We start from the raw sequence: 26,838 nt of genomic DNA on the forward strand, positions 1-26,838 counted from the left end.
GCAACGCTTGACGGGGCGGTCGGACGGGCGTGATCTCCCGCCCGCCGAGCGGCGGGGCAGTCCCGGCGCCCCAGCCGGAAGCCCTTCATGAAGCGTCTCGCCCTTTCCGTGTGCCTTGCGACCTTGGTGCTCGCCTCGACCCCTGCCCTCGCTCAGGTCGACGGCTATGCCGGCCATCCTCAAACCCCGCAGGCCATCCCCGCCGTCGTCGATCAGGCCTGGCCCGGTGTCGTGCGGCTCGAGGTCGACGCCACGGACCTGAACCGCCGCATCTTCCAGGTGCGCGAGACCATCCCGGTTCAGAATGCCGGGCCGCTGACGCTGTTCTTCCCCGAATGGCTGCCGGGCGAGCACGGCCCGACCGGCCCGATCACCCAGCTGGGTGGCCTGATCTTCACCGCCAACGGACAGCGGGTGGAATGGGTGCGCGATACGCTGAACCCCTTCGCCTTCCACATCATCGTGCCCGCGGGGGCGACCGAGGTCGTGGCCACCTTCCAGCACTTGTCACCCACGACCGGCAGCCAGGGCCGCGTCACCATGACGGCCGAGATGCTGAATGTGCAGTGGGAGAAGATGCTGCTGTATCCGGCCGGTCGCTTCCACCGCAACATCACCGCCCAGGCGACACTGGCCCTGCCAGCGGGCTGGAAGTTCGGCACCGCCCTGGAGACCGAGACCACCGCCGGAGCGGTCACCACCTTCAAGCCCGTGCCGCTGGACGTGCTGATCGACAGCCCCCTGTTCGCCGGTGAGCATTTCCGTCAGATCGACCTGGATCCGGGCGGCCGCTCGCCCGTGCGGCTGAACCTGGTCGCCGATGCAGAGGAAAACCTGGCCGCGACGGACGAGCAGATCACCATCCTGCGCAACCTGATCCAGCAGGCCGACCGGCTGCACGGCGCGCGCCACTACGACCACTATGATTTCCTGGTCGCCATGACCGATCGCCTGGGCGGCATCGGGCTGGAGCATCACCGCTCGTCGGAGAACAGCGTCGATCCGGGCTTCTTCACCGACTGGGAGTCGAAACTCGGCGACCGCGATCTGCTGCCGCATGAATACGACCACTCGTGGGACGGCAAATACCGTCGCCCGGCGGGCCAGATGGTCCCCAACTACAACACGCCGATGCAGGACTCGCTGCTGTGGGTCTACGAGGGACAGAACCAGTTCTGGGGCAAGGTGCTGGCCGCCCGTTCGGGCCTGCATAGCCGCCAGCAGGCGCTGGACGCCCTGGCCCTGGACGCCGCCACCTATGACAGCACCGTCGGCCGCGAATGGCGCGCGATGCAGGACACAACCAACGACCCGATCATCCAGCAGCGCCGCCCGATCGGCTGGCGCGCCTGGCAGCGCAGCGAGGACTACTATGTCGAGGGTCAGCTGATCTGGCTGGACGCCGACACCCTGATCCGCGAGCGGACCAATGGCCGCAAGTCGCTGGATGACTTCGCCCGCGCCTTCTACGGCGTGAACGACGGGGCGTTCGACGAGAACCCCTACACCTTCGACGACGTGGTCGCGGCGCTGAACGGCGTGGTGGAGTACGACTGGGCAACCTTCCTGCGCACCCGCCTGGACGGCCATGGCCCGGGCGCGCCGCTGGATGGCCTGACGCGCGGCGGATACCGGTTGGTCTATACCGACACGCCCAGCGACTATCAGAAGACGCTGTATGCCGAATACGGCCGCAACGACTTCACCTATTCGCTCGGGTTCCAGACCAGCGCCACCAACCAGATCGGCGGCGTGATGTGGAACGGCCCCGCCTTCCAGCAGGGCCTGGCCAGCGGCATGCAGATCATCGCGATCAACGGCGAGGCGGCCTCGCCCTCACGTCTGGCCGAGGCCGTCACCGCGGCCAAGGGCACGGACCAGAAGATCGAGCTGATCGTCCAGGACGGCACCCACTTCCGCACCGTGACCTTCGACTATCACGACGGCCTGAAGTACCCGCACCTGGAGCGGATCGAGGGCACCCCCGATCGCCTGGGTGACCTCTACACGCCGCGCCGGCGCTAGGCCGGACGACGACCGGTCGAGCCGTCAGATCGGCTCGACCGGGTTCGTCGCCCATGCGGCGCGTATGCGGTCGATCAGGTTCGGGTTCGGATCGAACGTGGTGTCGCCGATGGCCGTCACCGGACAGGCGGGGGTCGCGCTGTTGCAGATGAAGGCGGCGTCGAAGGCGGCCAAGTCAGCGATGACAACGGGCTCGGTGCGCTGGCTCAGGCCGACCTCGGCAAGGCCCTGCGCGATCAAGGCCTGGGCCACGCCCGCCAGCATCGGAGCCTGGGGCCAGACCACCGTGTCGCCCCGGACAAAGCCGATGTTCCAGCTGCTACCCTCGGAGATCACGCCTTGCGCATCGGCGAACAGGGCATCGTCGAAACCGTCCGTCCGCGCCGATCGACGGGCCCGGATCAGGCCCATGCCGGACGTATGCTTGATGTGAGGAGCCTCGCGCCCATAGGTCTGGACTTGCAGACGCAGACTGTCAGCCAGCGGTGGCGGTGGGGGCGAGACCGAGGTCATCACTTTAGGCGCACCGACCCAGGACGGCGTCCGTGACCAGATGTCCGGCGCGAACAGACTGATCCGCACCCAGGCTTCGCGTCGATTCCCGACCGCGTTTCGCAGCAGCTCATGGAGGCGTGAACTGCCGACCGCTTCGCCGAACAGCTCGATGGACGACGCCTCCAGCCGTGCCAGATGCTGAGCCAGACCCCGCACGCCGCCGTCCTCGACACGGAAGGAGGTGTAGGCCCCGTAGTTGACCAGGGCGAGGTAGTGGAGATCGGCCTCGGTGGCGGGGAGACCGTCGATGAGGATGTCGCTCACCGACCCCTCTCCCAGCGGGAGAGGGCTTGAGGCCCGCAGAGCGGAGCGATGCGACATGGCCGAAAGGGTGAGGGGTTACGGTGCGAACCGTTGAGGGCATAACCCCTCACCCTTTCGCGCAAGGCCGATCGCCTGACGGCTCTCGGGCGCTCAAGCCCTCTCCCGCCGGGAGAGGGACTATTCCTCGCCGCCACCCTCGACCTCGGGTTCATCGCCGCCCGTCTCGGCCAGCCGTTCGACCGACACGACCCGTTCGCCTTCGCCGGTCTTGAAGATTGTCACCCCCTGCGAGGATCTTCCCACGATCCGGACCTGGCTGACCCGCGTGCGGATCATCTGGCCGTTGGAGGTGACCAGCAGCAGGTCATCGGTTTCCTCGACCGGGAAGGCGGCCGCCAGCTTCGTGCCCGCGCGCCCACCAAGGCCATGGGCCGTCAGCCCCTGCCCGCCCCGCCCCGTCCGACGGTATTCGTAGGCGGATGACCGCTTACCGAAACCGGTCTCGGTGACCGTCAGGATGAACTGTTCGGCCGCGCCCAGCTCGGCGATGCGCTCGACGGACAGGGCAGCGTCGCCGGAACCCTCCGCCTCATCGCTTTCGTCCGACGACGCATCGACCACAACGGTATCATCCTCGCCCTCGGTGGCTCGACGCATGGCGTTCGCGTGCTTCACATAGGCCGCGCGCTCGTCCGGCGTCGCATCGACGCGACCCAGGATGGCCATGGAAATGACCACGTCGTCGCCTTGCAGGCGCACGCCGCGCACCCCGGTCGAATCACGACCCTTGAAGACGCGGACGTCGTCGGCCTTGAAGCGGATGGCGCGGCCGCCGGAGGTGGTCAGAAGGACGTCGTCCTCGGCCGTGCACAGGGCGACGCCCACCATGTGGTCGCCGTCTTCCAGCTTCATCGCGATCTTGCCAGCACGGTTGACGGTGGCGAAGTCCGACAGCTTGTTGCGACGCACATCGCCCGAGCGGGTGGCGAACATGATGTCGTAGTCGCCCCAGGTCGTCTCGTCCTCCGGCAGGGGCAGGACGTTCATGATCGAATCGCCCGGCTCGATCGGCAGCAGGTTGACGAAGGCCTTGCCGCGCGAGGTCGGCGCGCCCAGCGGCAGCCTCCAGACCTTGAGCTTGTAGGCCTTGCCGTTGGTGGCGAAGAACAGCACGGGCGTGTGGGTCGAGGCCGAGAAGACGCCGACGACGGCGTCCTCGTCCTTCATCGTCATGCCGGACTTGCCCTTGCCCCCGCGATGCTGGGTCCGATAGGCGTTCAGGGCGACACGCTTGACGTAGCCGCCGTGGGTCACGGTCACGACCATGTCCTCGCGCGGGATCAGGTCCTCGTCTTCCAGCTCGAAGTCGCCCTCGCCGATGACGGTGCGACGCGGCACCGCGAACTGCTCGCGAACGTCCAGCAGGTCCTCGCGGATGATGGCGAGGATGTTCTTCCTGTCCGACAGGATGGTCAGGTGACCCTGGATCGTGTCGGCCAGCCCCCTCGCCTCGCCGAAGATGTCGTCGCGGCCCAGTCCCGTCAGGCGGCTGAGCGTCAGACCCAGGATGGCGCGGGCCTGTTCGTCGGTCAGCTTCAGGCTGTCGCCGTCGATCAGCACGCTGCGCGGGTCGGCGATCAGCTCGACCAGGGCGATCATGTCGCCGACGGGCCAGGCCTTGGCCTGCAGCCGTTCGCGCGCCTCGGCCGGGTCGGCGGACGAACGGATGATGTGGATGACCTCGTCGATATTGGCGACGGCGACGGCCAGACCGACCAGGACGTGGCCGCGGTCGCGGGCCTTGGCCAGTTCGAACTTGACGCGGCGGACCACGACCTCTTCCCGGAACTCCAGGAAGACCTCCAGCAGCTTGCGCAGCCCCATCTGCTCAGGGCGGCCATGGTTCAGGGCCAGCATGTTGACACCGAACGACGACTGCATGGCAGTGTAGCGCCAAAGCTGGTTCAGGATCACGTCGCCCGACGCATCGCGCTTCAGCTCGATGACGATCCGCATCCCGGCACGGTCGGATTCGTCGCGGACGTCGGAGATACCCTCCAGGCGCTTCTCGCGGACCATTTCGGCGATGCGCTCGATCAGGGTCTGCTTGTTGACCTGGAACGGCAGCTCGGTGACCACGATGGCCTCGCGGTCCTTTCGGATCGTCTCGACAGAGGCGACGCCGCGCACGACGACGGAGCCGCGGCCTTCACGCAGCGCGTTACGGGGCGCGGTGCGGCCCAGGATCTCGCCGCCGGTCGGGAAGTCGGGACCCGGCACGATATCCAGCAGAGCGTCGTCGCTGATCTCCGGGTCATCCAGCAGGGCCACGCAGGCATCGATGATCTCGCCGAGATTATGCGGCGGGATGTTGGTCGCCATGCCGACGGCGATGCCGCCTGCGCCATTGACCAGCAGGTTCGGGATCCGCGCCGGCAGGACGACGGGTTCCAGCTCCTTTTCGTCATAGTTCGGCTGGAAATCGACGGTGTCCTTGTCGATGTCGGTCAACAGGGCGCTGGCGGCCGGGGCCATCCGGGCCTCGGTGTATCGCATCGAGGCGGGCATATCGCCGTCGACCGAGCCGAAGTTCCCCTGGCCATCGATCAGCATCAGCCCCATCGAGAAGGGCTGGGCCATGCGGACCAGGGCCATATAGACGGACGCATCGCCGTGCGGGTGGAACCGGCCCAGAACGTCCCCGACCACACGGGCGCACTTCGAATAGCTGCGCTCCGGCGTCATGTTCAGGTCGTGCATCGAATACAGGATGCGACGATGCACCGGCTTCAGCCCGTCGCGCGCGTCCGGCAGCGCCCGGCTGACGATCACGCTCATCGCATAGTCGAGGTAGGAGCGTTTCAGCTCATCCTCGATCGAGATCACGGAGATGTCGCCGCCCGGGTCGAAAGGACCTCCCGAGGGAACAGGCAGGGGCGCGTCATTGTCGAAGCTGTCGTCAGTCAAGGAAATCTGGCTTTAAATGGCCGGAATCGGAACGTGATCCGCTAAGGTGAATTCTAGCACCCGGGGGTCGGCGAAGCAAAGATTCGCGGGCTTTTTCCGGGTTTCGACCCCATCCGTGAAAGGACGAAAACGATGCGCAAGGCTCTCTTCTCCCTCGCTCTGCTGACCCTGCCGCTGGGGGCCTGCGTCAGCGTCACGGCCAACGACTATGGCGACCATGTCATGGCGCGTGCGACACCGGGTGACTTCGGCGAGGCGACCCTGGTCAATGCCTCGGGCGCGCGCGTCGGGCGGGCTGTCTTGACGCAAGGAGCCACCGGCCTGCTGATCCGCATCGAGGCGACCGGGCTGACACCCGGCTGGCACGGGGTGCATATCCACGCCGTCGGACAGTGCACACCGGCTTTCACCGCCGCAGGGGCGCACGTGAACCACGGCATGCCCGCCAAGCCGCATGGTCTGCTGAACGCCGAAGGCCCGGACGACGGCGACCTGCCCAATATCTTCGCCGCCGCCGACGGCTCGGTCTCGGCCGAACTGTTCACCACCCGCGCCCGCATCGCCGATGAGGGTCCAGGCGAATGGCTGTGGGACGCCGACGGTTCTGCCATCGTGATCCACGCCAATATCGACGACCACACGTCTCAGCCCATTGGCGGCGCGGGCGACCGGGTCGCCTGCGGCGTCATGGCCGCCGGCTAGGAGCAAGCGCGTCAGGCCTTGGCGGCACCGGCGCGCAAGCCCCGCTCCGCCAGGGCCACGACCGCGACGCCGCCCATGGTCAGGGCGGACCCCGCCAGGATCTGGGGCGTCAGAACGTCGCCCAGGAACCCCCAGCCGATGGCGATCGACACCACCGGCGTGGCGAGGAAATAGGGCGTCACCCGCCCGGCCTCGCGCTTCTGGACCAGCCAGAAGACCATCGAAGTCGCGAAGACCGACGATACGATCCCGGCCCAGAGCAGGCAGGTCCAGATCAGCGGCGTCGCCGCGCGGACGGCCTCGACCTGTCCATTCTCGGTGAAGGCGGAGCCCAGGGCCAGGGTCGGCAGGGCGAACATGGCCAGCAGTCCCTGCATCTTCAGCGGAGGGATCGACGTCGTCCGCCGGGCGATCACGGTCGTGATGGCCCAGCAGGCGCTGGCCGCCCCGACGATCAGGATGGCGGGCCAGTCATGCAGGGCATGCGGATCGGCCGTCATCCAGACGATGCCGGCAAACGCCACCAGCAGGCCTGCCAGAGCCGCCATCGACAGCCGCTCGCCCAGCAGCAGGAAGGCGAACACAGCCGTAAACGGAATCCACAGCTGAGACGCCACCGACACCGGACTGACGTCCTCGGCCAGCGAGAAGCCCAGGTACAAGAGGCCGTAATGGAGCGGTCCGCCGATCACTACGATCAGCAGCAGGCTCTTCCAGTTCGGAAACGGCGGCCGCACGAACGGGATCAGACAGACCGAGGCGATGGCGAACCGGAGCGCGCCGACAAGCAACGGCGGCAGGACCTCGGTCGCCACCTTGGCCGCCGCGTTGTTCGCCCCCCAGATCACCACGATGGCGACGATCGCGCCGATCTCCATCAGGGTCAGCGGGCTGTGGGGCTTGTCTGGAATCACGGGCACGCGGTGCTCATCGCACGATCCGCCGCACGATGCGTGTCACACTGGGTGACGGGGCGTTTCGATCAGAACGGAATGTCGTCGTTCAGGTCGTAGCTCTCGCGCGGACCGCTGGGCTTGTTGGCCCCGCCGGTCGAGAAGCCCGACGAATAGTCGTCGTCGCCACCCCGACCGCCGCCGCCGCCCTGAGACGCACTGCCACCGTCGCGACCGCCCAGCAGCGTCAGTTGGCCGTTGAACCGTCCGACGATCACTTCGGTCGTGTATTTCTCGACGCCGTCCTTGTCGGTCCACTTGCGGGTCTGCAACTGCCCTTCGATGTAGACGGTAGTGCCCTTTTTCACATAGTTTTCAACGACCTTGACGATGTTGTCGTTGAAGATCGAGACCCGGTGCCACTCGGTCTTTTCCTTGCGCTCGCCCGAGGACTTGTCGCGCCAGGTCTCGGACGTCGCGATCGACAGGTTGGCGATCCGGTCGCCGTTCGGCATCGACCGAATTTCGGGGTCGCGCCCCAAATTGCCGACCAGGATGACCTTGTTGACGCTTCCCGCCATGAGCTTGCTTCTCTTTCTGAAATCTCGACCACCGGGCTTGGCCCAGGGCGGTCGTTAACATGTGTTCCGGTTTCGTTCTAGCCCGCCGGAGGCGTTGGCGGTGTCGCTTCCTCGACGATGGCGAGGCCGTTCGTCTCGCGCTCGATGGCCTGGGGCACGGCCAGACGGCCGTCGCCGGTCCGCGCCAGGGCGAAAAAGCGAATGCCGTCCAGCGACTTGCCATAGGACACGCCGCGTCCGTCCACGAAGATGAAACGGCCCTGATACGACCCGATCACCTCGCGCGTGTTTCCACCCATGCCCAGGAACCGGGCTCGCATTTCTTCCAGACGGGCGGCGCAGTATTCGATGGCGGGCTGATCGCGGGCCACGACATTGAACTGCGGGTCGTCGCTCTGAGGGTTCCCCAGGGCGTAGCAGACGCCTTTGTCATAAGGGGCCTTCAGCTTTTCGGCACACCCCGTCGCAGCGAGGGTCGACAGGATCAGGACCGGGAGGATCGCGCGCATCAGTTCAAGCTCGGAAACTGGCAGTTCCGGTCCTGGTCGGCCAGGATGCGGAACCGGGTGTTGTCGGTGGATTGTTCGACCCGGCGCGGGACCAGACGCAGGGTCAGCCCACCGTGCTGTCCGTACTGGGCGTCACCCGGGCGCACGCAGGTGCCGGCATAGAGCGCCTGCACACACTGACCCAGGCTCATGTCGGCCGAGATCTGGCGCCATTCCGACCCCGTGTAGCGCAGGCACGGCGCACCGGACGCGCGCTGAACCTGCGGCGCGCGCTGCGGTTGGGTGTCGGGCTTTTCGGGAAGGGTCGCGTCCGGGGCGTCGAACCCGTCGTTCAGGTCGGCGACCTCGGAGGTCGGAAGTTCCGGCGGTGGCGCGAACGACGCCGTCGGGGCCGCCGCCAGATTGCCGCTGGCATCCAACCCGACGTCCAGGCCGTCCGTCGCCAGACCATTGCGCTGGGCACAGTCGGCCAGCGTCGCCATGCCGACGAACTGACCGTCCACAAAGCAGCGCAGCTCACGGGTCGGCTCCAGCGATGGCGCATCGGCCAGATCGACCTGAAGCCCGGCCGGGCGATCGACGGGCGGAGCCTGGGTCTGATCTTTCTTGCCGCCGAACATCAGCGCCAGAACGATCGCGGCCAGGATCGCCACACCGGCGCCGATAGCCAGGATCACGCGATTGTCGTTCGGAAGCTGCATGGCGCGGGGCACTCGGGGACGGCGAAAGCGTGAGGGCTCAATAACCCCGCGCGCCCCCCATGCGTCAACCGCGAAGGCCGCCTGTCCTCAGGAACCGGTCAGTCGCGAAAGCGCGGCCTGGTAGTTGGAAATCTGATTGGTCAGATAGGCGGGCACCGGTCCGCCGGTCGCGGCGCTGGTGTCCTGCGGAGCCAGACCCCGATAGGCGTCGCGAATGGCCTTCAGGGCGCTCTGCAGCTTTTCGCCGGCCGCCTTGATCGCATCGGCGTTCGAAAGGCTCAGATTGGATGGCAGGCCCAGCCCAAACGTCTTCGTCTTCGTGTCGGCCGCCGCCAGCCCGATGTAGCCCGCCGACAGACCCAGCCCCAGCAGGGCGTCCCGTCCCGTCTCGCCAGAGGTCAGCACCGCGCCGGTCTTTCCGTCCTTGGCCGTGATGGACAGGCGTTGCAGTCCACCGGTCGTGGTGGTCGTCTCGCCGTCCTTGCCGGTCACCGCGCCGCCTTCCGATGCGATCGTGACCTTCAGCTTGCCGCCGGAGGCCACGCTGATCTTGCGGGCCAGGGTCGCCAGGGTGTCCTTGGCGTCGATGGTGACCGCCGTCGCCCGTCCCCCGCCCGCAGGGCTGATGTAGAAGCGATCGCCGACGCGCAGGGACGTCGCGGACGTCAGCAGCTTGGAATCCGACTGGTCGATCTCGCCCTGCGGCAGACCCAGCCGGTCCAGGACGCTGGCCCCGTTCCTGGCCACCGCCAGGGTCAGGGGCTTGGCCTGATCGCCGTCGCCGGACCAGGTGCGCGCGTATTCGACGGCCCCGGTCAGCGGATCGAGGCGGGTCAGGTAGGCCTGGGTCGGATCGGTGTCCTTGGCGTCCACCGCGCGGTCGGCGATGCCGGTGATCCAGACCTTTCCGTCCAGGACCTTGACGTCGGCGGCCGAATCCTCGCCCGCGCCGCCATACCAGCTCAACCGATCCGTCCCGGCAGCGGCGAGGTCGGTGGACAGGGCAGCGACGAACACATCCCGGCCGCCCGAGTTGGCATTGGTGGTGGTGCCGGCCGCCAGACCGCTGTCGCGGCTGGTGCCCGTCAGGATCACTCGCCCGTTCGAGACCGCCAGACCGGCGATCTCGCCCGAGATCACACCCAGGTCGCGCGTCGAGGCCAGGGTCGGCACGCCCGATGCGTCCAGGGTGAAGCGCCGGACCACCGCGCGGCCATTCTCGACCCCGGCGGTGTACAGGTTGGACCCATCGACGGTCACGGCGTCGACGCCGTCGTCCGCGCCCGTGCCGAACTGGGCCTGTCCGATCGCCTTGGAGACGATCCCGGCCGTGGGATAGGGCTCGCCCGCCTTGAAGGCCTGGACGTATCCGTCCCAGCCACCGACGGAGCTTGAGCCCGTCAGCGCCGACTTCGCCCGACCGCCGATGTAGACGACACCATCGGTGCCGAAGGCTACGCTGGTGGCCTCGTCCGCCGCCCGCGCGCCCCGGCGCTGCGTCCACTGCTCCTGCCCATCCTTGTCGAAGACGGTGACGAAGCTGTCGGCGACGGTCGCGACCTCCCCTGCCTTGCCGGCGTCGGTGGTCGATGTGTTCAGAGATCCGGTGACCGAGCCCGCGACGGCGACATTTCCATCGGCATCGACGGCCAGGGCGAACCCGCTGGCGCTCGAGGCAGCGCCCAGGGTGCGGGTCGCGACCAGCCGCCCGGCGGTGTCGTATTTCAACAGGGCCACGTCCTGGCTGCCCTTGATCGGCTGACTGTCGGAGCCGGACTCGACATCCGCCACCAGCCACAGCGCACCGTCCGGCCCCACCGCGCTCGCTCGCACCGTCTTGACCCCGTCGGGCAGCTTTTCCTGCGACAGGCGCCCTTCGACCCACTGGGTCTCGCCGATATTGCCACCGGTCGGCGCGGTCGCGGTTCCGCCGTCGCTCTGGAACTTCAGGATCTGGTTGATGGTCGTGGCGGCGGCGGTCGTCTTGGTGGTCGTCACGCCGTTGACCGTCGTTGTCGCGGTCTTGGCCGGTGCTCCGGCCGACTGCACGACATAGACGGCGTCGGACGTGTCCGGCGCGGTGAAGCCGACGGTTTCGGTCGAGGTGCCCCGGATCGCAAGGGCCCATTTGTCGGGGCCGGCCGGCAGGGTCACGGCCTTGCCGTTGACCGTCACGGTCTTGGGTTCGGCCTTGATCTGGTCGCGCCCGATCCGGGTCTGGAACCCGGCGGCTTCCAGCTTGCCGTTGATCAGGCTGGTGACTGCGTCCAGCGTGCGCGGCGTCGATCCCAGTTCCGACAGATCGATGGCGATGCTGGTGGTCGTGGTCGATTCACCGGCCGGCACCTTGATCGTGATGTTGAACCGCGTGTCGCCGGCGAAGGCGGCCACGGGCGTGTCCAGCGCGCCTTCATGGATCGGGCCCGTGATGGAGTTGGCGCTGTCGCGTGGCACGGCGGCCGTGGTCTTGGACACGCTGGTCGACGTCCCCTGCACCAGCCGCAGCGCCTCGAAATCGGCTTTCGGCAGATAGGCCCCGATCTCTTCGAGGCCGGCGGCGAACCGCTTCTGAACCAGCGCGAGTTCGGTGGACGACAGCCCCTTGGTCGAGGCCCGGTTGGCCAGCGCGTTCAGGGTGTCGAGGCCCTGATACAGGGCGAACAGCTTCTTGTAGTCGGCGGAGGCCCCCTTCACGTCCAGCAGGGCCGCATCCTCGTTGACGAACTTGCGCCCGCCCAGTGCCTGACGGACCAGCGCATCGGCCTTTGGCGCGGTCGCTTGGCCGGCCGAGGTCCATGGCGCGGTGGGCTGCGCCTTTTTGGTGATCAGGTTCGTCAGGGCGGCCGACTGCGAGGGGTCGTAACTTCCCCCATACAGTCCAAGCAGATAGCTGTTGTTGACGGCCACGCGAAACTCCTGGCGTCACTCTCGCAGAACGGACTCAACGGGCCATTAACGTCCGGGTCAGGAACGAAGGTCCGCGAATCGTGTTGTGATCCTGTCAGACAGGAGCAAGACAATGATGTTTCCGAAGTCGCTTTTTCAGTCCCTGCTCGCTCTGTACGGGTTCGGCGAGCGTTCCCAGATGACGCGCCAGCGTCCAGCCCCCGTCGTCATCGGCCACACCAGCCGACGTTACGGCTGACTTACTGGAACAGCGACAGGATCACCTGCGGGGCCTTGTTGGCGATGGACAGGGCCTGAGCCCCCAGTTGCTGCTGAACCTGCAGAGCCTGTAGCCGAGCGCTTTCCTTGGCCAGGTCCGCATCGACCAGATTGCCGATCCCGCTTTCCAGCGTGTCCGTGAGCTTGGTGACGAAGGTGCTGTGCGCAGAAATCTGCTTGGCCTGCGCCCCGATGTCACCCAGCGCCGAGTTCAGTGCCGTGATCGAGTTGTCCAGCTTGTTCAGGGCCGTCGTGGCCCCGGTGATGGTCAGCAGGCTGTCCGACAGACCCAGCGAGATGATCGAACCCGACAGGGTCAGGTTCTTGCCCGACAGGGTCACGAAGGACGTGGCGTCCGCATTGGCCAGGAACTTGATGCCATTGGTCAGGGCACCGTTCAGGATGTTGCCGCCGTCGAATGCGGCGTTCTCGACGGCGGACTTGATCGCCCGCAGCAGGGCTTTGAAGTCCGAATTCAGCAACGACCGCGACTGGGTGCTGAGCGACAGATCCTTGGCCGCGACGACCTTCTCCTTGAGCTGATTCAGCAGGTCCGAGACCGATTCGCCGGCCGACAGGGCGACGTCGGCGATCGAGGTGGCGCGGTCCAGGCTCTGCTTGACGGCGGACAGCGCACCGACATCGGCGCGCTGGCTCTGGGCGATGGCCCAGATGGCGGCGTTGTCCTTGGCCCCCTGGACCTTCAGGCCCGTGGACACGCGGTTCTGGACGCCGGTCAGGTTGTCGTTGGTGCGAGACAGGTTCTGCAGCGCGACGGCGGCTGCGGCATTGGTGTGAACGCTGTTGCTCATAGGTCTTCTAGCCCCGGGATGTTGGCTGCAAGCCTAGGGCGAGAACAGTGAGCGTATGGTTAACGTCGATTCACCACGGCGATTAACCGCGTCGGGCGATCCCGCGCGGTGTGGAAATCCTGGCCTGTCGCCTGAGGATCAGGCGTTGGTGTCGATCAGACCGCCCGCGACGTAGCCGCCGCTTTCGGACATCTTCAGCACCTGCTCGCGCGGGAACTGGCGGACCACCTTGCCGGTCTCGCTGTCCAGGGTCTTGTAGACGAAGGTGCCCTTGGTGGGGCCTTCCTCGATGATCAGGCGATACCGCGCGGCTCGGGTGGCCTCGTCCGCGGCGCGTCCCTGCTGGAAATCTCCGCCCGGCGTCGAGGGCGACGGGGCGGCGACGGCGGTGGGGACGACGGTCAGTTTGGCATTCGTGTCCATGGCTCCTCACGCCGGGGGAGGCCGGCGGCTCCTGGAAAGGCGGTCGGGCGGGGCACGATGCCCCGCCCTTCCGTCAGTTGCTTATCGGAACAGGCCGAGCAGGATCGAGGACGACTGGTTGGCGATCGACAGAGCCTGCACACCCAGCTGTTGCTTGGTTTGCAGCGACTGCAGTCGTGCGCTTTCCTTGGCCAGATCCGCATCGACCAGGTTGCCAACGCCATTTTCCAGCGCGTCCGACAGCTTGCCGACGAACGTCGCGTGGGTGTCGAGCGACTTGGCACCGGTGCCCAGGCGAGCCAGGGAAGCGGAAACCTTGTCGATCGAAGCATTGACCAGACCCAGGGCCGTGGTGGCCAGGGTCGAGGTGCCGATGGTGGTCGTGGCGGCCACGGTCACGTTGCCACCGCCCAGCGACAGAATCTCACCCTTGACGCGCAGGGTGGAGCCGGACGTGTTGGACAGGGCGCTGAAGCCCGTGGTGGCGGTCAGCAGGTTCACGCCGTTGAACGAGGCGTTGTTGACGACCGTGGTGATCTGATCGCGGATGGCCTTGAAGTCCTCGTTCAGGGCGCTGCGCGAGGCCGTCGACAGCGACTGGTCAGTCGCGGCCAGGGCCTTTTCTTTCAGCTGGCTCAGGAGGTCCGAGACAGATTCGCCGGCGGCGATGCCGACGTCGACGGCCGAAGAGCCACGCGCCAGGCTGTCCTTGACGGCACCCAGGGCGGAGATTTCCGAGCGCTGACCCTGGGCGATGGCCCAGACGGCGCCGTTGTCTTTGGCGGAGTTGACCTTCTTGCCCGTGTTGATGCGCGACTGGGTTGTGGCCAGTTCGGCATTCGTGGCTTGCAGGTTCTGAAGGGCGACGAGGGCGCCCGAGTTCGTGTTCACGCTGTTCAGCGCCATGACGAAAGTCCTTGTTTCAAGGTGTCCGACCGTCATTTTGACCGTCGGGAGCATTTTGCTCGGGCTTTCAGAAGCAATCGGCGGGCCACTGCGGTGGATTTGATGTCTGGGCCAACGCATTGAAAACGCTATGTTAGGTTGCCTTAACCACGCTTGGTCGTCGGCAGAATGTGCCGCTTCCGACTTGCAGCGGCAGGAAATGCCGGGTGCCCGGCAGTTTCTGCCGGGGCGGGTGCCGTGCGTCCGCCCCGGCAAATCTCGGCTGCCCTCAAAACAGGCGAAAGGGTCGGCGCGTCGGGTGCACGGCGTCCTCCGCCCCCCGCTCGGCCGTCAGCGTGTCCACCGCCATCCGGCGGGCCAGGTCGCAGTCGGCGATCTGGCGACCCCGCGTCAGATAGCCAACCTCGAGGTCGGCCAGGGTCGCGTCATCGGGCAGGCGGTACAGGTCGCAAGGTCGGCTCGCCATCTCCGGCAAGCTCAGGCGCGGCGGCGCAACCGATGAGGTCGGAAGCGATCCGGCACAGCTCGCGGTCATGGTCGCGCAGGCGATCAAAACGATCGGTCGAAAGCGGAAGTTCGGCGTCATCGGCGGTTCGGGCCTCCTGAATGGAATATGTGGTGGCGCGGTCCAGCGACCGGGTCGTCTTGAGGGCGGCGTCCAGGCGGGCGACCTGACCGGCCTGTCCTGCCGCCTCGGCCGAGCGGACGGCGGCCTCGGCGATGGCCTGGGTCGCCTCCGCTTCGGCCGTCTCGACCCGGCGTCGCGGCAGGTCGAACGGATCCCAGCGAAAGCCAAATCCGCCCAGGATCAGCCCCGTCACCACCACGGCAACGGCGACTGCCACCGTCCAGCCCTGCGGCGTCAGAGCCCTGAGCATCGACATCGGCCCCGAACCGCTCACGGAAACACCCGGCGATCGAGCTCGAAATGCGGGCCGTCGCGCAGTCGGGGCCAGTCGCCGCCCCAGACCACAGCGACGCCCTTGGCCACCGCCGTCGCCTTGATGTGCGCTGCGATCAGCGGATACAGCGGCCAGTCCCAGCGGATCTGTCCCTCCACCAAGGCCGCCAGATCGACGGCGTGGCCGGTGAGGTGACGCGAGTTCAGCGTTCGACTGGCCCCTGCCTTCAGCAGCGCGGCCTGCCGGGCCGGGCTGCGCAGTCCCTCGGTGACCATGAAATCGATCGGACTGGTCAGGATCGCGGCTTCGATCAATCCGACCAGTGACGGATGGACGCCCTTCAGCCGATCGCGAGATCGCACGGACAAACGAAAGCTCATCGCGCGCCTCCCTGCGTCAGGTGGATGCGTAGATTGGCCATCAGAACGACCAGTTGCTGGGCCGTCGGCGCGACCAGATACAGGACGAGGGTCAGGGCCAACAGGCTCATCAGCCCACTCGTCACGGCAGGAATCGCCTCGGGTTCGGTTCTGGCGATCGCATCCGCCAGCAGCCGCCACAGCGCGCAACTCGCCATGAACACATAGAGCCTGCGCCAGAGCCACTGGCCCTCAGCCAGGGGCGGCGTTTTGGGATCAGTCATCGGCGTCAGCCTCTTCGAAATGGGGTTGGGTCCAGACCCAGTCGGGTCCAGCCGAAAGGGCTCCCTCACGGCGCGTCATGCGGCGTGGCAGGTCCCAGGTCTCGGCGTCGAGCAGCTCGGGTTCCAGGGGGTCGAGCGTGTCTGAAGATCGCGCCATGACGCTCACCCCTCGGCCAGGATCAGGACAACACCGGCACCGCCGGGGCCGCCGGCACCGCCGGCAGTCGACCCAGCCCCCCCGCCGCCGCCGCCGCCACCGAAGCGGCCACCGATCCCTCCAGCGAAACCCGCGGCCGTGGCCGACGCCGCGCCGCCCGCTCCGCCTCCCCCCGCAAGGGACAGCCGGGGCGTGGCCGCGTCGCTGCCCGCCGGACCCGCCCCGGTACCGGCCAGACCGCCCGACGCGGACCTCAGCAAGGCGGCCCCGTCTCCGCCGGCCCCTGCGGTCCGCACGGTCCCGGTGGCATCCAGACCGCCCCCTGCACCGCCGCCGCCGGGCGAACCGGGTCCGGAAAGGCTCGCCCCCGACTGGGCCGAGACACCCGTGGCAGAGGCCCCTCCCCCGTTTGCCAGCGTCAACCCCAGTCCAGCCTGGCCGCCGGCTCCGCCCGAAGCGCCGGAGACGCCCGCGCTCCCGCCTTGAGCGCTCAGCAGGGTCACGCCCGCCGCCGACAGGAGGCTGGCCTGACCCGGTGCGCCCGACGCGCCCCCCGCGCCGACGACGATCGTCAGGCTCGCGGGCAGATCGGCCGTGCTCCAGCGGGCGGTGCTCACGCCGCCGCTGCCCCCGCCGCCGCCGCCCAACCGGTCGCCCGTGGTGGCGAAGGTTCCCGTGCCGCCCCCTCCCCCACCACCGACGACCGTGATCGTTAGCATCCGGGCCCAGGCGGCCGGTACATAGGTGCTGGCGCCGTCGAGCAGCACGGCCTCGGCGCGCAGAGCGCCGGCCGGAAAGGCGATGCGCCCATCGTCCGGGTCGATCCGCCAGGCCTCTCGCCAGGTCGCTCCATCGGCGCTGACCTTCAAACTCAGGTCATCGTCGCCGATCAGGCCCAGCTCCGCGCGGCCCGAATACCCCCGCTGGAACAGAACCGACATCACGTCGCCGGCGTCGTCCTTGTTCAGAACCAGCCGCAAGGCTCCGGTTCCGCCCTCGGCGACAGGTCGAGCCGTCAGCAGGGCGCTGTTGAGACGGGCCGTCAGGGGGTTTCCGGCATCGGCCGTCGCGTTCAGCCCTAGCAGGCTCAGACGCTGTATTGCGCCGCCCGCCAGCGTCGGAGCCGACCAGCCGACGCCGTCGCGGACGACCAGCTGGTTTTCATCCAGAACGATGACGATCATTCCGGGTTGAACCGCCACGCGCGTCCAGCCGCCGAACTCGGCCCGGACGAGATCGCCCGCGCTCCAGGTGGACCAGACGGCTCCGGTGCGTGAATCCGGCAGGATGTAAAGATCGCCGTCCGTGGCATCGCCGGGCTCGGCGGCGATCGTGCGACTGACCACGGCGGCCTGGATCAACCCGTCAAGCCGCGTCAGGGCTTCGTTGACAGTGACGTGTTTCTGAAGCTGGCCCGCAGCGACATAGGGCAGGTTAAGGCGGGCACTCTGGCTGGAAGGCATCGAAATCTCCGTTGAGGACGGAGATCAGTCTCGTTCAGCCCGGATACCGGGCGCGTTCAAAGGGTCATTAAACCGCGCGGGCGCTGTTTCGATTGGGCTTTTCCGCGCGAACGCGGACAAGGCTCGAGCCCGGAGCGAACATCGAAAAAAATGCGGGGAGACCAATGGAAGGGCTGGGAGGCCTCCCCGCGGACCGGTTCGCGGCTGTCAGGACCCTCGTCATCGCACTAGGCGATGCCGAAACGAGCCGGTCGAAAACAGCTACGACCGGATATTCGGTCCGGATGCAGTCAGAGCGGCAGCAACTCGCCGGTCGCGACGACGGGGCCGTCCGGCGTGTCGGCGGCGGGCGTGTGGCCCGGCGCTTCCAGAGAGATCGCCACGGCTTTGGCCTGTCCGGCTTCGTCGGCCAGAAGAGCCGTCAGGGTCCGGCGGCTGGTGGCCGATCCGTCGATGGCCCCGACCAACTGAACGCCGCCCTCGGGCTTGACCAGCCACAGGTGCGGCACGCCCGTCTCGCGACTGAGCGCCGTGGTGGGCGCGATGAACATCTTGCCGGTGGCGGTGTCATAGGCCAGGGCGACGACAGCGGCACCGCCTTCGGTCAAGGACACGGTGGCGACCCGGGTCACGCCGCCTTCAGGCGCAGCCTGGACGATCGGCGCGGGCTCCGGACGGGTCAAAAGGATCGCCACGCCCGCGACGCTGGCGGCCAGCAAGGCGGTCGAGGCCACGGCCCAGGTGCGCCAGAACGCGACCCGGCCGTTGTCATTGGCCGCGGGGGCGATGGAAGACTCCACGCGCGGCCAGACCCCGGCGGACGGCACCACGGGCGCGATGTCGGCGGCGAAGGCGGCCAAATGTTCGTTCCAGGCCTCCACCTCGGCTGCGAAGGCAGGGTCGGCCTGCTCGCGCGCTCGCGCGGCGCGTTCCTCGGCGGCGGGAAGGACACGCAGCGCCAGCTCTCCGGCCAGGGCACGGTCCTCGTCGGCGGGTTCGATGGGTGTATCGGTCATGTCTCGAGGCAGCTCCTCAGCCTCAACAGCCCCCGCCGGATCCAGCTCTTCATCGTGCCCAGCGGCACGTTCTCCTTGCTGGCGAGGGCATCATAGGTCACGCCTTCCAGAAAGGCCGTGCGGATCGCCGTGCGGACCTTGTCCTCCAGCGTCTCCAGACAGACGTTCAACCGCCCGACCTCGTCCGTCGTCTCGACCACATCGGATGCAAGCGGCGCGGCGTCGGCCAGATCGTGGGCGTCCTCGACCGGCACCGAGCGTCGCATCGGCGAGGCCGAGCGCAGCCGGTCGATCGAGCGGTTGCGCGCGATGGTCACCAGCCAGGTGATCGGACTGGCGCGCGTCGCGTCGAAGGTGGAGGCCTTCCTCCAGACTGTCAGATAGGTGTCCTGCAAGACGTCCTCGGCCAATTGGCGGTCAGCCAATATACGCAGGCACACCCCCAATAGCTTCGCAGAGGTCGCCTCATAGACGATTTTGAAGGCACCACGGTCCCCCTCGCCGGCCCGGCCAAGCGCCAGGGCCAGTTCGTCGCGCGTCAGCATCGCATTCATGGAACCGTCCGAAAGCCACAGGTTGGACGACTAGGGCCGTTTGGAGCGAGGGCGTCAAGCGCGGCGAAGGGCCTAGTCATGCAGATAGACGATACGTCGCTTCTTCGGATCGGCGCGCATCGCCGCGACATGGCGATCATGATCGCCAGAGGCCTTGGCCTCGCGCTCGTTGGCCTCGACCCAGTGCGTCGTCTCTATATCCTTCTGCAGCGCCTTGGCCGCCAGCAGGTGGCCGGGAAAGACGGTGTCCACGGCCCAGCCCAGCACCGGCACGGTGTCGGTTGCGTTATCGACGACCAGGAAGGACGCCATCTTGGCCAGCGTCGCGGGCGAGGCCTTGGCCTGCAGACCCAGTCCGATCAGCAAGGCACCCGCTCCTAGGCCGTAGGCCAGGCCGACGCCGGGAATCCAGGCCAGGATACCGTCCAGACCGATGCCGACCGGTCCCAGGCCGATGATCCGGTCGGACAGCTTCTTGACGCCCTCGACATGGGACCAGATTCTCTCGATATCCCCGATAGACCGTTTCGCCATTTCGCCCTCCAAAGCGAGTGGTCAACGCCCCACACCGACCCGCGTTCACCAACAAACGCAAGCGTCTTCATCGAAAGGCTCGCCGTGTCCCGCGCCCGACTGATCCTGACCGGCGCGACGCTGCTTCTGTTGGCACCGTCGATGGTGATCGGCGTGGCGGCCATGAGCGGGATCGGGCATCGCTGGGTCGATATCCTGGCCCAGTTCGTCGGCCCTGCGGCGTTCGCCTGTGCGCTGGTGGCGCTCGTGGCCTTGGCCCTGCGCCTCAGGGTGACGCTCGGGGCAGGCGCGCTGACGGGACTGGTCTTGCTGGCCGCCGGGTGGCCCCAGTGGTTTGCGCCCACAGGCTCGGCCGAGGACGGGGCACCCGTTTTCACGCTCTACTCGGCGAATGTATGGGTCAGGAACGGCGATGTGGACGCGGTCGCTCGATCCGTGAAGGCCTCAAATGCCGATATTGTCGTCCTGGTCGAGGTCGGCCGGCCTCTGATGGCGGGAATGGGCCGAGTCGTCGGTGACTACCCCTTCCAGATCATCGGCCCGGCGCATGATGGCAGCCGGGGGCCGTCGCGCTACGTGTTCGCCTCGCGGTTCCCGATCCGTTCGGTCGATGTCTTCGCCGAGCAGCTGGATGCGGCGGGCACGGTCGTCGACACGCCGCTCGGGCCCGTGACCATCGTCGGTGTCCATCTGACGCGGCCGTGGCCTTATCAGTTCCAGTGGGGCCAGATCATTCAGGCTCGCGGCCTGTCGAACTGGCGCGCCGCCCATCCCGGCCCGATGATCGTCGCCGGAGATTTCAACAGCGTCTCCAGCGCCCGCATCGGCCGCCAGATCCAGTCGGACACCGGCCTGATCCCGGCTCCCGGCTGGCCGGGGACCTGGCACAGCGCCCTGCCCTCGGCCGCGGCCATGACGATCGACCAGGTCTATCGCACCCCGGACCTGGCCCTGCTGGACCGTCGATTGGGTCGCCGCAACGGCTCCGACCACCGGCCGGTCGTGACCCGTTTCACCCGCGCCGTTCCGTCACCAGCCGACTGAGCCGTTCTTCGTGGCCGGTCGTGGGAAAATCCTCGGCGACCCACTCATCCTCGAAGGTCTTGAGGATCAGGCCCGTCTCAGGCCCCGGCTCGATGCCGAGCCTGGCCAGGTCGCGACCGCCTACGGGCATGCGGGGCAAAGGCCAGTCTGCGACCATGGTCAGAGCGGAGAGGTCGCCCCGCCCGCCGCGCTCGGCCAGCCCCCGCATCAGCCGATCCAGCACGGCCTGTCGTCCCACACGATAGCTCATGGCCCGCAGGGTCGCGTGCGGCGAGGCCGGGTCGAGGGGACCGGGCGCGGCATCGGCAAGCCGCGCCTCCATCGCGCGAGGTAGCCGCAACCGCTGTGCGGCGGCCGTTACCACCGGCGCATCATCCGGCATCAGGGCGGACAGGCGCAAAACGGGATCGTCGCTGATGTCGACCATGGCCTCGAACGCGGCGGACGACGCCGAGACCGGTACCAGTCGCTCCAGAACCCCCGCCATGCGCATCGCCGCCACGGCCGGCCGGGGGTCGGGTGCGGCCAGCAGCTTCAGCAGTTCCTTCGACACGCGCTCGGCCGAGAGGCGGGCCAGACCCTCCGCAGTTTCCGCGCAGGCCGCCAATCCCGCCGCATCCGGCTCCGCCCGGCCGTACCAGGCGTGGAAGCGGAAGAAGCGCAGGATGCGCAGATAGTCTTCCTCGATCCGCCGGATCGGATCGCCGACGAACACGACCCGCCCCGCCAGGGCATCCTCGACCCCCTGCCCCGTCGGATCCACAATCCGTCCACCCCGGTCCGCGTAAAGCGCGTTCAGACGAAAATCGCGTCGTCCGGCGTCCTCGGACCAGTCATCGGTGAAGGCCACCACCGCACGCCGCCCGTCCGTCTCGACATCACGGCGCAGGGTGGTGATTTCGTAAGGACGACGCTCCGACACCGCCGTCACCGTGCCATGCGCCAGCCCGGTCGGCACGACCTTCAACCCCGCCGACTGCAGCGCCGTCATGGTATCGTCTGGCTTCAGTCGTGTCGCGATGTCGATATCGTCGATTGGCTGCCCGACCAGGGCGTTTCTCACACAGCCGCCGACGAACCGCGCGCAGTCCGGCCCGCCCGCCGCTTCCAGCGCGTCCATCACGGCGTTGGTCGCGGAGGACGTCAGCCAGCCCTGCCTCTCCAGCCGGGCCGTCACGCCGCGTCCTCGGCCGCGGCCTCCGACAGATCGTCTTCGTCGCCATAAAGCCGGTGGCGCAAACCCCGGATGATCCCCGCCGTGGCCCCCCAGATGTAGCGTTCCTGCCAGGTCATCGACCAGTACCAGCGCCGCACGCCATCGGGCGCTTCCAGATGGTCGCGTCTGTGATTGGCCGGATCCATCAGGAAATCCCACGGCGTCCGGAAAATCTCGGCCACCTCGTCAGGCGAGGCCGACAGCACGGGCTCGGCGTCGATCCAGCCGACGACCGGCGTCACCAGATAGCCGGTGCCGGTCTCGTAAGGGTCCGACAGGCCCAGCACGCGAACCAGCGACGGGTCCAGATCCACCTCTTCGCGGGCTTCGCGCAAGGCCGCCTCCACCGCCGTCTCGCCGGCGTCCAGCCGACCGCCCGGGAAGGCGATCTGGCCCGTGTGCCGCGCCAGGCTGTCGGCGCGCCGCGTCAGCAGCACGGTTGCGCCATCACCGCTCGCCAGCACCGGGATCAGCACCGCCGCCGGCTTCAGCGGACCCTCGACCCAGCGGACGGCTCCGGGGTTGAGGTCGAAATCCGAGCGAGTGGCGCGCGCATCCGCCCGCCACTGATCCGACGGCGACAGGCCCTCGATCAATCGGGCTTTCAAGGAGGACAGGCTCATGCGACGCCGGATCCCGGCGGCCCAAGCGCGAACCAGGCTCCCCCTGACGAGACCATCAACTGCTCGTCACGAACCTCGGCCGCCTCGACCAGGTCATAGAAGACGGTCCGGGCGATCCGCGCCTCCAGCCCCCGCCGGACATGCAGGCGCGGCGCCGGCTCGCCTGTCACAGGATCGGTCTCGACTTCGATGGAGTGGTCCGGTCCTGCCCGCACGACATCACCGACGTCGGTGGTGAAGACCAGATCGCCGGCCACGCGCTCCATCGTCACGGCGCGGAACGGCAGGTCCTCAACGGTGATCTTCAGCTTTTCGCCCGGCGTGACCAGGTGATAGCCGTCTGGGTCCAGCCGCAAAATCGTCGAGAACAGCCGCACCAACTCAGCCCGCCCGATCGGTGAGCCCTCGTGCATCCAGGTCCCATCCGCGCGGATGACGATATCGATATCGCCGCAATGGTCCGGGTGCCACAGATGCACCGGAGGCAGGCCGCGACCCGGGGCCTGTTTGGCGGCCTCTGTCAGGCCCGCGAGGCCGGTCGCTGTCTCGGGTCCGCTCATCCTGCGAACTTAGGCCGCGTCGCCGCCCGGCGAAAGACGTCAGGCCGGAAGCGCCAGCCCCTGGGGCGCCGAGGCGCTCAGGGTCAGCCACAGCACCCGTCGTAAATCGACCGGTCCGGCCAGCTTCACGTCCGGCGCGACCTCGAACCCGAACCGCGAGAAGTACGGTAAGTCACCGACCAGCAGCACGCCCGCGACGCCCAGGCTCTGCGCCCGGCCCAGGCAGGCACCGACCAGATCCGCACCGAGACCTCGATCGCGCGCCTCGGCCGCCACCGCGATCGGCCCCAGGAAGACGGCTTCCACGCCGCCGACCGTAATCGCCCACAGCCGCACGGACCCGATCAGCCGCCCGTCCTCGCGTGCGACATAGCCGGCCGCCAGACGCGCGCTCTCGCGGATTCGTTCGGCCGTCTTGGCGAACCGGCCAGGCCCGAAGGCGTCGAGCACCAGCCGATCGACCTCGCCCGCGTCGGCAGGCGTTTCCGGGACGATCCGGAGTGCTGGAAGAGGGGCGAGGGACGCGGACATGGGGCGCGCACCTATGCTGTATGGCCCATCGGTTCAACCTCGCACCCGTCACGGGATGCGGTTCAACTCGCCTTCGAGAAGTCCGGAGCGCGCTTTTGGCTGAACGCCATGAAGGCCTCCATGGCCTCGGGGCTCGACATCTGTGAGCCGAACGCCTCGCCTTCGCGCAACATCAGCGACCACAGGGCCTCGGCATCGCGCATCAGACGCTTGGTCTTGCGGATCGAGTTGGGCGCGCGCGTGGCCAGCTTGGCAGCGATCCCGGCTGCGGTCGCATCGACGTCGGCGGCGGGCACCGCGCGGCTCGCGATGCCCCAGGCCAGGGCCGTTCGCCCGTCGATCGGCTCGCCCAGGGCGAACATCTCGAAGGCCCTTTGATGGCCGATCACCATGGGCAGCAGCATCGAGGACGCGGCCTCGGGCGCCAGGGCCAGGTTGATGAAGGGCACCGACAGCAGGGCATCCTCGGCCACCACCACCATGTCGCAGTGAAGCAGCAGCGTCAGGCCGATGCCTACAGCCCGTCCGCGAACGGCCGCGACGGCAGGCTTGTCGAGCTCGGCCAGAGACTTCAGGAAATGGAACACCGGCGCATCGACCACCTGACCGCCGCCCGACGAGCCGATAGCGATGAAGTCGGCGATGTCGTTGCCGGCCGAGAAGCTGTCGCCCTCAGCCCGGAACAGCAGGACCCGCACGGCGTCGTCGGTCCGGGCTCGCTGCGTTGCGTGGGCCAGGGCGGCGTACATGGCCTGGGTGATGGCGTTCTTCTTTTCCGGCCGGTTCAGGGTGACGCTCAGGACGCCGTCGGCCAACGCGGTCTGGATCAGGTCGCTCATTGTGCAGGCTCCGTTTCGAGAGTGGTCCACCAGTCGACGCCGTCCGCGTCGCGGTCGCGTCGGGCCTTGCCCTGCGCCTCCAGGTGATTGAGGTGCGCGATCGCCTCGCCGGTCGCCATGCCCAGCAGGCCGTCGCCGACCGGACGCGCGAACAGGGATGCGAAGACGTCGATGGCCCGGCTGGGCGTCCGCAACGTTCGCGCCAGCCTCTTCAGCGACACGGCATGACCGCGCTTCAGCGCCTCGATGCGGGGCAGGACCCCGGTGAAGGGTTCGCCGTGGCCCGGCAAAACCAGGGTCTCTGCAGGCAGCAGGTCGCCCAGCCGATCCAGCGAACTTAGCCAGTCGGACAGCGGATCGGCCAGCGGCTCCGTCGGCCAGACCGAGATGTTGGACGAGATGCGCGGCAGGATCTGATCCCCCGCGATGAGGACATCGTCGGATCGTCGCCACAGACAGACGTGCTCGGGGCTGTGTCCATTGCCGACCACGATCGACCAGTCCTGCCCGCCGATCGACACGGTGTCGCCGGCGCTCAGGCGACGATACCCGGCCGGCAAGGGGGCCACCCCTTTGGCGAACCGGCCATAGGTCTGACGATAGCGATCCAGCTGGTCCTCCGACCACCCGGCCGCCCTGAAGAACCGCACGCCGTCTTCGGGGGCCGGGCCGGTGTCGGCCGTCAGCATGCGGGCGGTCACATACTCCAGCTGCGACATCAGGAGCGGCGCGTCGAACCGCGCGCACAGCCAGCCGGCCAGACCGATGTGATCGGGATGCATATGGGTCCCGATGACCCGCGTCACCGGTCGACCACCCAGCGGCCCGGCCAGCGCCGCCTCCCAAGCCTCGATACTGTCCGGCGTCTGGATGCCGGTATCGACGATGACCCACCCGTCTCCGTCCTCGATCGCATAGACGTTGATATGGTTCAGCGCCATCGGCAGGGGCAACCGCATCCACAGCACCCCCGGCGCGGCCTGGAGGGCTTCACCGGGTCGAGGTGGATCGCCAAGCGGATAGGTCAGGCCACGCAGGCCGGTGCCCAGGGTCTCGGTCTCGCCCTCGTTCGTGATCACGCCGTCGGCCAAGTCCGTCTCCAATCGCAACGCGCCGAACATAGCCAGAGGCGCGCGGTTCCGTCCAGCGTTCCAAGAAGGCAAGCCGAAACTCCGCCGCATCCCGGTCTTGACCTTGTCCCGGTGCCCCGCCAAGGCTTTGCCCACAGGGAAATGCGGTCCAGGAGCCAGTACGTGTTCAAATCCTCCATCCTAGCGGCGCTTGGCGCCGCCATCATGCTGACCGGCCTCGCGCCGTTGTCGGCCAGTGCCCAGACGACCGGCAGCAATATTCCGGGCACTCCCAGCACAGCGAACCCGCTGACTGAAGGCTCGGCCGCCAACGACGTCGTCGATCGCAACGCGCGTCAGGAACGCCAGGCCCGGAATCGCGCGAACCCGCCGCCGCCCACCGCGGCCGAGAACCTCGCCGCCGCCCAGGCCCTGGCGACAGCCACCAGCACGCCCTGTCAGGTGACTTCGGCCGAGCTGCGCGGCGTGACCCCCGCTCAAGAAAAGCTGTACGAGGCCGTCTGTGCCACTGGCCCGGGCTTCGTCTTCATCTCCTCCACCCCGCCGGTCGCCGCCGACTGCATCCTGCTGGCCGGCCAGGCCGAGATCGAGCGCGCCCGCGATCCCGCCGCCGACGTCGGCACCCAGTGCGTCAACCCGGTCAACCTGGATGTCCTGCGCGTCGTCAGCGCCTACGCCACCGAAGCTGGCGTCGCCTGCACGCCGGATCAAGGCAGCTCGATCGGCCGCTCCAGCGCGGGCAACCTGATCTATGAAGTCGGCTGCAACGGGACCGACGGCTACTGGCTCGAACGCACGCCCCTGGGCTGGAAGAAGACCGAATGCCTCGAGGTCGTGGGCCAGAACGGTCGCTGCCGCTTCTCGACGGCCGCCGAACAGGTCGCCACGCTCAAGGGCCGCTTCGCCGGCGACGCCGATGCGGCCGCCTGCGAGCCGACCGAGGCCCGCTATATGGGAGCCAATGCCAACGGCAGCTTCTACGAAGCCAAATGCTCTGACGGCAAAGGCATCATTGTGCGCTTCGACACCGCCTATGCCGTGCAGCAGGTCTACGCCTGTGAAGTGGCCCAGCGGATCGGCGGCGGCTGCAAGTTGACGATCGTGCCCGAAGCTGCGGCTCCGCCCGCCGCGCAATAAGCCGAACGCCCCCTCGAGCGCTTGC

The 26,838-nt window shown here is 67.9% G+C and carries 30 protein-coding genes; 5 read left to right on the forward strand and 25 right to left on the reverse strand.

The window, feature by feature from the left end; genetic code table 11:
• Positions 1–87 precede the first annotated feature (87 nt).
• A complete protein-coding gene (locus AC1DW4_RS13485; RefSeq protein ID WP_477017773.1) occupies positions 88–2,025 on the forward strand; it encodes a M61 family metallopeptidase in 1,938 nt (645 codons plus the stop codon).
• Positions 2,026–2,049: 24 nt separating this feature from the next.
• On the opposite strand, the gene AC1DW4_RS13490 is transcribed toward AC1DW4_RS13485, so the two are convergent.
• Together AC1DW4_RS13490 and gyrA are read right to left on the reverse strand one after the other, a co-directional pair.
• The gene (locus AC1DW4_RS13490) at positions 2,050–2,844 is read right to left on the reverse strand and encodes an aminotransferase class IV (protein WP_477017774.1); all 795 of its coding nucleotides are present in this window, start codon (positions 2,842–2,844) and stop codon (positions 2,050–2,052) included.
• A 177-nt stretch (positions 2,845–3,021) separates the two neighbouring features.
• Entirely contained in the window at positions 3,022–5,778 is a 2,757-nt protein-coding gene (gene gyrA, locus AC1DW4_RS13495; RefSeq protein ID WP_477017872.1) for a DNA gyrase subunit A, read from the reverse strand.
• Positions 5,779–5,943: 165 nt separating this feature from the next.
• On the opposite strand from gyrA, the gene AC1DW4_RS13500 reads away from it, so the two are divergent.
• Positions 5,944–6,513 carry a superoxide dismutase family protein gene (locus AC1DW4_RS13500; RefSeq protein WP_477017775.1) on the forward strand — a complete coding sequence of 190 codons (570 nt, stop codon included), beginning with the start codon at positions 5,944–5,946 and terminating at the stop codon, positions 6,511–6,513.
• Positions 6,514–6,524: 11 nt separating this feature from the next.
• On the opposite strand, the gene AC1DW4_RS13505 is transcribed toward AC1DW4_RS13500, so the two are convergent.
• The 5 genes from AC1DW4_RS13505 to AC1DW4_RS13525 form a co-directional block, all read right to left on the reverse strand.
• Entirely contained in the window at positions 6,525–7,433 is a 909-nt protein-coding gene (locus AC1DW4_RS13505; protein ID WP_477017776.1) for a DMT family transporter, read from the reverse strand.
• A 62-nt stretch (positions 7,434–7,495) separates the two neighbouring features.
• Complete coding sequence (gene ssb, locus AC1DW4_RS13510; protein WP_477017777.1) at positions 7,496–7,987, reverse strand: single-stranded DNA-binding protein; 492 nt, start codon at positions 7,985–7,987, stop codon at positions 7,496–7,498.
• 77 nt (positions 7,988–8,064) lie between these two features.
• Positions 8,065–8,496, reverse strand: coding sequence for a hypothetical protein (locus tag AC1DW4_RS13515; RefSeq protein WP_477017778.1), 432 nt, complete (start codon positions 8,494–8,496; stop codon positions 8,065–8,067).
• Positions 8,496–9,197: a hypothetical protein gene (locus AC1DW4_RS13520; RefSeq protein ID WP_477017779.1), complete on the reverse strand. Its 702-nt coding sequence runs from the start codon at positions 9,195–9,197 to the stop codon at positions 8,496–8,498. Before AC1DW4_RS13520 ends, AC1DW4_RS13515 begins: the two co-directional genes overlap by 1 nt.
• An 87-nt stretch (positions 9,198–9,284) precedes the next feature.
• Positions 9,285–12,104, reverse strand: a complete 2,820-nt coding sequence (locus AC1DW4_RS13525) for an NHL repeat-containing protein (RefSeq protein WP_477017780.1) — start codon at positions 12,102–12,104, stop codon at positions 9,285–9,287.
• Positions 12,105–12,216: 112 nt separating this feature from the next.
• Here AC1DW4_RS13525 and AC1DW4_RS13530 point away from each other — a divergent pair, with 112 nt between their 5' ends.
• A complete protein-coding gene (locus tag AC1DW4_RS13530) occupies positions 12,217–12,342 on the forward strand; it encodes a hypothetical protein (RefSeq protein WP_477017781.1) in 126 nt (41 codons plus the stop codon).
• Between the two features lies 1 nt (position 12,343).
• On the opposite strand, the gene AC1DW4_RS13535 is transcribed toward AC1DW4_RS13530, so the two are convergent.
• The 12 genes from AC1DW4_RS13535 to AC1DW4_RS13590 all read right to left on the reverse strand — a co-directional run bounded on the left by AC1DW4_RS13535 (position 12,344) and on the right by AC1DW4_RS13590 (position 19,772).
• Positions 12,344–13,174: a flagellin gene (locus tag AC1DW4_RS13535; RefSeq protein WP_477017782.1), complete on the reverse strand. Its 831-nt coding sequence runs from the start codon at positions 13,172–13,174 to the stop codon at positions 12,344–12,346.
• Positions 13,175–13,312: 138 nt separating this feature from the next.
• Positions 13,313–13,597: a flagellar protein FlaG gene (locus tag AC1DW4_RS13540; RefSeq protein WP_477017783.1), complete on the reverse strand. Its 285-nt coding sequence runs from the start codon at positions 13,595–13,597 to the stop codon at positions 13,313–13,315.
• A gap of 81 nt (positions 13,598–13,678) precedes the next feature.
• A complete protein-coding gene (locus AC1DW4_RS13545; protein WP_477017784.1) occupies positions 13,679–14,503 on the reverse strand; it encodes a flagellin in 825 nt (274 codons plus the stop codon).
• 268 nt (positions 14,504–14,771) lie between these two features.
• Positions 14,772–14,969: a hypothetical protein gene (locus tag AC1DW4_RS13550; protein ID WP_477017785.1), complete on the reverse strand. Its 198-nt coding sequence runs from the start codon at positions 14,967–14,969 to the stop codon at positions 14,772–14,774.
• Entirely contained in the window at positions 14,929–15,381 is a 453-nt protein-coding gene (locus AC1DW4_RS13555; RefSeq protein WP_477017786.1) for a hypothetical protein, read from the reverse strand. The genes AC1DW4_RS13550 and AC1DW4_RS13555 overlap by 41 nt, the downstream gene beginning before the upstream one ends.
• 20 nt (positions 15,382–15,401) lie before the next feature.
• On the reverse strand, positions 15,402–15,785 hold the full coding sequence (locus AC1DW4_RS13560) for a M15 family metallopeptidase (protein ID WP_477017787.1): 384 nt from the start codon (positions 15,783–15,785) through the stop codon (positions 15,402–15,404).
• Positions 15,782–16,048 (reverse strand): hypothetical protein, encoded by a 267-nt coding sequence (locus AC1DW4_RS13565; protein ID WP_477017788.1) that lies wholly within the window; start codon positions 16,046–16,048, stop codon positions 15,782–15,784. The genes AC1DW4_RS13560 and AC1DW4_RS13565 overlap by 4 nt, the downstream gene beginning before the upstream one ends.
• Complete coding sequence (locus AC1DW4_RS13570) at positions 16,041–16,205, reverse strand: hypothetical protein (protein ID WP_477017789.1); 165 nt, start codon at positions 16,203–16,205, stop codon at positions 16,041–16,043. Before AC1DW4_RS13570 ends, AC1DW4_RS13565 begins: the two co-directional genes overlap by 8 nt.
• A gap of 5 nt (positions 16,206–16,210) precedes the next feature.
• The gene (locus AC1DW4_RS13575; protein WP_477017790.1) at positions 16,211–17,668 is read right to left on the reverse strand and encodes a DUF2793 domain-containing protein; all 1,458 of its coding nucleotides are present in this window, start codon (positions 17,666–17,668) and stop codon (positions 16,211–16,213) included.
• Positions 17,669–17,958: 290 nt separating this feature from the next.
• Positions 17,959–18,684, reverse strand: a complete 726-nt coding sequence (locus AC1DW4_RS13580; protein WP_477017791.1) for an anti-sigma factor — start codon at positions 18,682–18,684, stop codon at positions 17,959–17,961.
• Positions 18,681–19,238: a sigma-70 family RNA polymerase sigma factor gene (locus AC1DW4_RS13585; RefSeq protein WP_477017792.1), complete on the reverse strand. Its 558-nt coding sequence runs from the start codon at positions 19,236–19,238 to the stop codon at positions 18,681–18,683. Before AC1DW4_RS13585 ends, AC1DW4_RS13580 begins: the two co-directional genes overlap by 4 nt.
• Positions 19,239–19,310: 72 nt before the next feature.
• Entirely contained in the window at positions 19,311–19,772 is a 462-nt protein-coding gene (locus AC1DW4_RS13590; protein WP_477017793.1) for a DUF4112 domain-containing protein, read from the reverse strand.
• Positions 19,773–19,856: 84 nt separating this feature from the next.
• Between AC1DW4_RS13590 and AC1DW4_RS13595 the strand changes: the two genes are divergently transcribed.
• A complete protein-coding gene (locus AC1DW4_RS13595; RefSeq protein WP_477017794.1) occupies positions 19,857–20,816 on the forward strand; it encodes an endonuclease/exonuclease/phosphatase family protein in 960 nt (319 codons plus the stop codon).
• Here AC1DW4_RS13595 and AC1DW4_RS13600 read toward each other — a convergent pair.
• The 6 genes from AC1DW4_RS13600 to AC1DW4_RS13625 form a co-directional block, all read right to left on the reverse strand.
• Positions 20,785–21,993 (reverse strand): CCA tRNA nucleotidyltransferase, encoded by a 1,209-nt coding sequence (locus AC1DW4_RS13600; protein ID WP_477017795.1) that lies wholly within the window; start codon positions 21,991–21,993, stop codon positions 20,785–20,787. The two genes, AC1DW4_RS13595 and AC1DW4_RS13600, sit on opposite strands and share 32 nt — an antisense overlap.
• Complete coding sequence (locus AC1DW4_RS13605; protein ID WP_477017796.1) at positions 21,990–22,655, reverse strand: CoA pyrophosphatase; 666 nt, start codon at positions 22,653–22,655, stop codon at positions 21,990–21,992. Before AC1DW4_RS13605 ends, AC1DW4_RS13600 begins: the two co-directional genes overlap by 4 nt.
• Positions 22,652–23,215, reverse strand: a complete 564-nt coding sequence (locus tag AC1DW4_RS13610) for a DUF1285 domain-containing protein (protein WP_477017797.1) — start codon at positions 23,213–23,215, stop codon at positions 22,652–22,654. Before AC1DW4_RS13610 ends, AC1DW4_RS13605 begins: the two co-directional genes overlap by 4 nt.
• Before the next feature lie 39 nt (positions 23,216–23,254).
• Entirely contained in the window at positions 23,255–23,746 is a 492-nt protein-coding gene (locus tag AC1DW4_RS13615) for a GNAT family N-acetyltransferase (RefSeq protein ID WP_477017798.1), read from the reverse strand.
• Positions 23,747–23,808: 62 nt separating this feature from the next.
• Positions 23,809–24,585: an enoyl-CoA hydratase gene (locus tag AC1DW4_RS13620; protein WP_477017799.1), complete on the reverse strand. Its 777-nt coding sequence runs from the start codon at positions 24,583–24,585 to the stop codon at positions 23,809–23,811.
• On the reverse strand, positions 24,582–25,676 hold the full coding sequence (locus AC1DW4_RS13625; RefSeq protein WP_477017800.1) for an MBL fold metallo-hydrolase: 1,095 nt from the start codon (positions 25,674–25,676) through the stop codon (positions 24,582–24,584). The genes AC1DW4_RS13620 and AC1DW4_RS13625 overlap by 4 nt, the downstream gene beginning before the upstream one ends.
• A gap of 162 nt (positions 25,677–25,838) precedes the next feature.
• Here AC1DW4_RS13625 and AC1DW4_RS13630 point away from each other — a divergent pair, with 162 nt between their 5' ends.
• Positions 25,839–26,813: a hypothetical protein gene (locus AC1DW4_RS13630; protein ID WP_477017801.1), complete on the forward strand. Its 975-nt coding sequence runs from the start codon at positions 25,839–25,841 to the stop codon at positions 26,811–26,813.
• Positions 26,814–26,838 lie beyond the last annotated feature (25 nt).

Source organism: Brevundimonas sp. P2_A6, from assembly GCF_056404975.1.